This window comes from Acetobacter pasteurianus subsp. pasteurianus LMG 1262 = NBRC 106471, from assembly GCF_000285275.1.
In the GTDB taxonomy this organism is placed as follows: domain Bacteria; phylum Pseudomonadota; class Alphaproteobacteria; order Acetobacterales; family Acetobacteraceae; genus Acetobacter; species Acetobacter pasteurianus.
In genome coordinates this window covers 1-3,839 of sequence record NZ_CADO01000083.1, presented here as the reverse complement: position 1 = coordinate 3,839, position 3,839 = coordinate 1, and the positions used below count along the sequence as shown (strand labels likewise).

Below are 3,839 nucleotides of genomic sequence, written 5' to 3'. Positions count from 1 at the left end.
CAGACTTTCTGGAAGCCCAGAAAGAGAACGGTATGGGCATACAGCCGTGCGGCACCCTGCGGGGGCGTTCTGTTCAGCAATAGCCACAGCGGCGGACGTGCTATCCGCATCAATTTCTACTGATCCCAGCTGGAAAGTTCCAGAATTGGCAGCCGTTTCGTAAAGCGGGAAGAATTTCATGTCAGAATGTCCTGATATTGATAGTTGATCCCCAGAGAAAACCGCACACGGTTGCCGGTCTGGCTCAGATCTGGCGGATCAAACATATGGCCAAGGTAGATGATGCCCGTTGGCAGGTTTGTGGCCTGCCTGAAGGCCACGGACATGGCCTTGCGCAATTCCAGAGCTTCCAGCGTTCCCGTGCCCTTGGGCACCATCAGATGCAGCCAGATGGTACCATCTTCCAGATCTACCGGCTCACCTGCGCCTGCACGGTCTGCCAATCCGGCCGCCGTTTCCATCACCCAATACGGGCCATCTGGCACGGTGATGTTCTGGCCTGCCGGATCCAGAAGTTTCAGCTTCTGGGTGTCAGCAACGGCCTGTGCGCGTGTCCAGGCATCAGAGAAGACTGCTGGCGTTGTCATGCGTCTCACCTCCTGCGGCAATCAATGTCCAGCCGCAGACGGTTGGCCCATCGTAAACGGGCTGCGCATCTGTCAGCGTGTAGGTTTTGGGGCCGTCCTGCACCCGGTCGTCCTGGGCAGGCATGCCGTAACCGGAAAGCGCATCCGCCATGATCTGTGCCACGAATGGAGCCTGCGCCATGTCGTTCGTGATCTGGACAGACTGTGCGGGCGGTGCGTAGGCCATCAGTGTAACGCTGGCCGTGCCGCCTGCCCTGGACAGCACCATCTGGCGGCCTTTGGCCATGATCTGGCGGCGGCGGCGTTCTGTGCGGTAGCTCACCCGATGCCCCCGGCCTGATAGCTTGTCAGGATATCCACCGCAGGTTGTGGCATGCCGCCAGATCCGGCGGATGGTGCATTCCAACTGGTGGAACCCACCCCCTGCTCGCTTTCCGATTTCAGGTTGGGATCTCGCCCCTTGGCATACCATATGGCCGCCGCAGTAAGCCGTATGGCTTCCTGCAGATCCTGCGGCACGACATTCGTGCCTGCGTTTTCCGTGCCTGGTGAGACATATCCGGCCGTATATTGGACGGTATAGATCCCTGGCATCCATCCCGGCATTCTGGCATCAGGCGGATACACCATGGCGGCATCAGGATCGAAAGGAAGTTCCTTGACCTGTTCCGGCGTGAGAGAAAGCTCTCCCACGCAGAATGACTGAATGCTGACCAAAGGATAGCGGCCCAGGCAAAGCACGTCCTGTGCGGCATCTGGCCGCACCATGAACGTGTCCTGCCACCCTGCCTGCATGAGAGGCCTGCCTATAAACTTCAGGGCTTTTGCCGAAGCCTCCAGCAGCAGCCGCGTCAACTCTGCGTCCTGCGTATTATCGGAAATACTGAGATCCGCTTTCAGATCATCCAGAAGCGCCAACGACTGAAGAGCTGCTGGCGCACTGATTTGCACAGTACGCCTCATTGCTCTGTTCCTCAGTGGCCAGTGGTGGTGCCAGAAGTCGGTGCAGCCGTATCAATGCCGGTGAAGTCACCGTTGATAATGGCCTGCGGACGGTAAACAACCAGCGTGGTGCGTTCTTCCGCCAGAATGGTCACCATGCCTTTCACGAAGTTATCCCGGTCTTCGGTGGAAATGGAGACTGTGGCGTCCTCACGGTCAAACAACTGCGCCGCAAGGCTAAAGGCCCCGGTCATGAACTTGCCCTGCGCCATGGCCAGAGATTCTGCTACCGGCAGGCCCCACAGAACCGGGCCAGCCATGCCCATGGGATTGGCGAATACATACCGGCTCACACTGTCCTTGGTCAGTTCAATGCTGGCCCAGTCAGTCGGGTTCAGGATATGCCCGGTTGCCGGATATTCTGCCAGCGTGGTCTGCAACATGCCCAGACGCAGACGGTCAATCATCGTCTCGCCTTTTACCGTCACGCCTGCAGGCTGCTCGTATTTGCTGGACTGTGCCAGCAGCCCCAGAATGCTGGTGCCTGTGCCATCCCCATTCAGGAAGGCAAGGTCTTCCTTGTAAGCAAGGCCATAGCGCAAACGCCCATCAATGTAGGTCTGCAACTGCGGTGCATCAGCAAGGATGGATTTGGACGCCATGACGAAATGCGCGATGGTGCGCACTGGCAGCGTGTTCAGGGAGAAGCTGATATCCGACTGCGGATACGCATTGCCGGGGTTTTCTGCCACGAAATCAGCATTGTTCGTGAACAGTGTTTCCTTGACGTAGTCCACGGAATTGGACTGCGTGTTCCCAGGCATCAGCAGATCACGAATGACCAGCCGCCGGTTAGGCTGGGCAATGATCTGCGGCTGGCGATCTGCCACAACCAGCGCCGAAGTGCCAGATGTGCCAGTGGAACTGGCAGAGGTGATGTTTTTCATCTCCACTTGCACAGTGCCCTTCCAGCTGGTGCCACGTTCCATGGCGGCTTTGACCTCGTCAGACGCCACGAACTTCTGCCCGATGCTCTGGGGCTGCTGTTCTGTCGGCTTATTCCCACGGGATGATTTCTGCTCCAGTTCCGTCACGCGGGCAGACATTTCGGTCAGGGCAGTCAGCGCCTTGTCTGCACTGGCTTTGGTTTCATCCGTGACCTTGCCAAGGTTTTTCAGCTCGGCCTTGGACGTTTCAGCAAACTTCTTGACCTCATCCGTGGCATCAGAAAGCTGCTTGATGGCGTTTTTGTATTCGTTTTCGTCAGACATCAGGTTTTTCCCATAAAAAAAGCCGCCTCAATGGGCGGCTGTGGGTGAATGAAAAGCGGTTTTGTCAGATCACAGACGAAAACCGGAAAGACCAGGTGGCACCAAAGAAGATCCGGGCTTGGGTGTATCCTCGCCACGCACAACGGCCATCAGGCCAGCCGTTACGGATTTCAGCTCCGGCAGCATGGGGATTTTCCCATCCTGCAGCGCCTGCTTCATGCCTTCGGGCATGCGCTGGCCTGTCAGGGCTTCATAGGCATCCTGCAAATGCCCCAGAAGCTGCTGGCGTTCCTGCGCCGTGGGGGCATCGTTCCCTTTCAGGGATTTCTGATAAATGCCTAGCGCGGCTTCCAGCGCCTGCACGGCAACCGTTGGCTGCACTGTGGATTTGAAGGCATCACCCCAGCGCCGTTTGAGATCCGTGACACGGGCCTGCGCATTGCTGGGATCATCCACCAGGCTGACCTCATACAGATTGGCCTGCTTGATCTGGCGGCGCGGGCCTGTGGGCTGCGTCATTTTGACTGCGCCATCCTTGGGGATGCTGAAGCCAATGGATAGACCACCCAGCGCACCATCCTTGACGCGCTCATACAGCAGTTTCCCGGCATCCGTGTTGGTGCCGGATATCTTGCCTTTGACGTGCAGGCCCTTGCTGTCTTCCGCCACGTCATTCCACACGCCAGCAGGCACGCCATCACCGCCGAAAAATCCGTGCATGACGTGCATGGGCAGAACACGGCCCTGCGCCTTGCGCTCAGCAATGGATTTGGCGAAAGCCCCCGGCAGGATCACATCACCATGTGAATCCGTATTGCCGAAAACAGCGCCGTAACCTTCCACATGGCCGCTTTCACCATCTGAACCGGTAATGGCTTTATACTCGAACGGAACGGCGCAGACTTCCATGCCGTCAATCATCGTCCGGATCTCCTATCGTGCCGCCTGGTTGCGACTGTGGTTGGAATGCTGGGGTGGTAACGGGCTGCAATGTCGGTGGCATGCCAACCTTGCCCACATCTGTCAGCGGGATCATCTG

At 57.8% G+C, this 3,839-nt stretch carries 5 protein-coding genes and 1 pseudogene; all 6 read right to left on the bottom strand.

Features of this window, described 5'->3' with window-relative positions; all coding sequences use genetic code 11:
- Nucleotides 1-180: pseudogene (locus APA10_RS11280) on the bottom strand (hypothetical protein); the annotation flags it as partial.
- Nucleotides 177-587, bottom strand: a complete 411-nt coding sequence (locus APA10_RS11275; protein WP_003628631.1) for a hypothetical protein — start codon at nt 585-587, stop codon at nt 177-179. The pseudogene APA10_RS11280 and the gene APA10_RS11275, both read right to left, overlap by 4 nt.
- Nucleotides 562-909, bottom strand: coding sequence for a hypothetical protein (locus APA10_RS11270; protein ID WP_035367687.1), 348 nt, complete (start codon nt 907-909; stop codon nt 562-564). Before APA10_RS11270 ends, APA10_RS11275 begins: the two co-directional genes overlap by 26 nt.
- Nucleotides 906-1,550 (bottom strand): head-tail connector protein, encoded by a 645-nt coding sequence (locus tag APA10_RS11265; RefSeq protein WP_174714376.1) that lies wholly within the window; start codon nt 1,548-1,550, stop codon nt 906-908. Before APA10_RS11265 ends, APA10_RS11270 begins: the two co-directional genes overlap by 4 nt.
- A gap of 11 nt (nt 1,551-1,561) precedes the next feature.
- Nucleotides 1,562-2,800, bottom strand: coding sequence for a phage major capsid protein (locus tag APA10_RS11260; RefSeq protein WP_035367685.1), 1,239 nt, complete (start codon nt 2,798-2,800; stop codon nt 1,562-1,564).
- A gap of 69 nt (nt 2,801-2,869) precedes the next feature.
- On the bottom strand, nt 2,870-3,721 hold the full coding sequence (locus APA10_RS11255; RefSeq protein ID WP_035367683.1) for an HK97 family phage prohead protease: 852 nt from the start codon (nt 3,719-3,721) through the stop codon (nt 2,870-2,872).
- Between the last annotated feature and the right edge of the window lie 118 nt (nt 3,722-3,839).

Coding starts and splice junctions, on each gene's coding strand:
- APA10_RS11260 (WP_035367685.1), bottom strand. CDS start 2,800: ATGTCTGACGAAAACGAATACAAAAACGCCATCAAGCAGCTTTCTGAT.
- APA10_RS11255 (WP_035367683.1), bottom strand. CDS start 3,721: ATGATTGACGGCATGGAAGTCTGCGCCGTTCCGTTCGAGTATAAAGCC.
- APA10_RS11265 (WP_174714376.1), bottom strand. CDS start 1,550: ATGAGGCGTACTGTGCAAATCAGTGCGCCAGCAGCTCTTCAGTCGTTG.
- APA10_RS11275 (WP_003628631.1), bottom strand. CDS start 587: ATGACAACGCCAGCAGTCTTCTCTGATGCCTGGACACGCGCACAGGCC.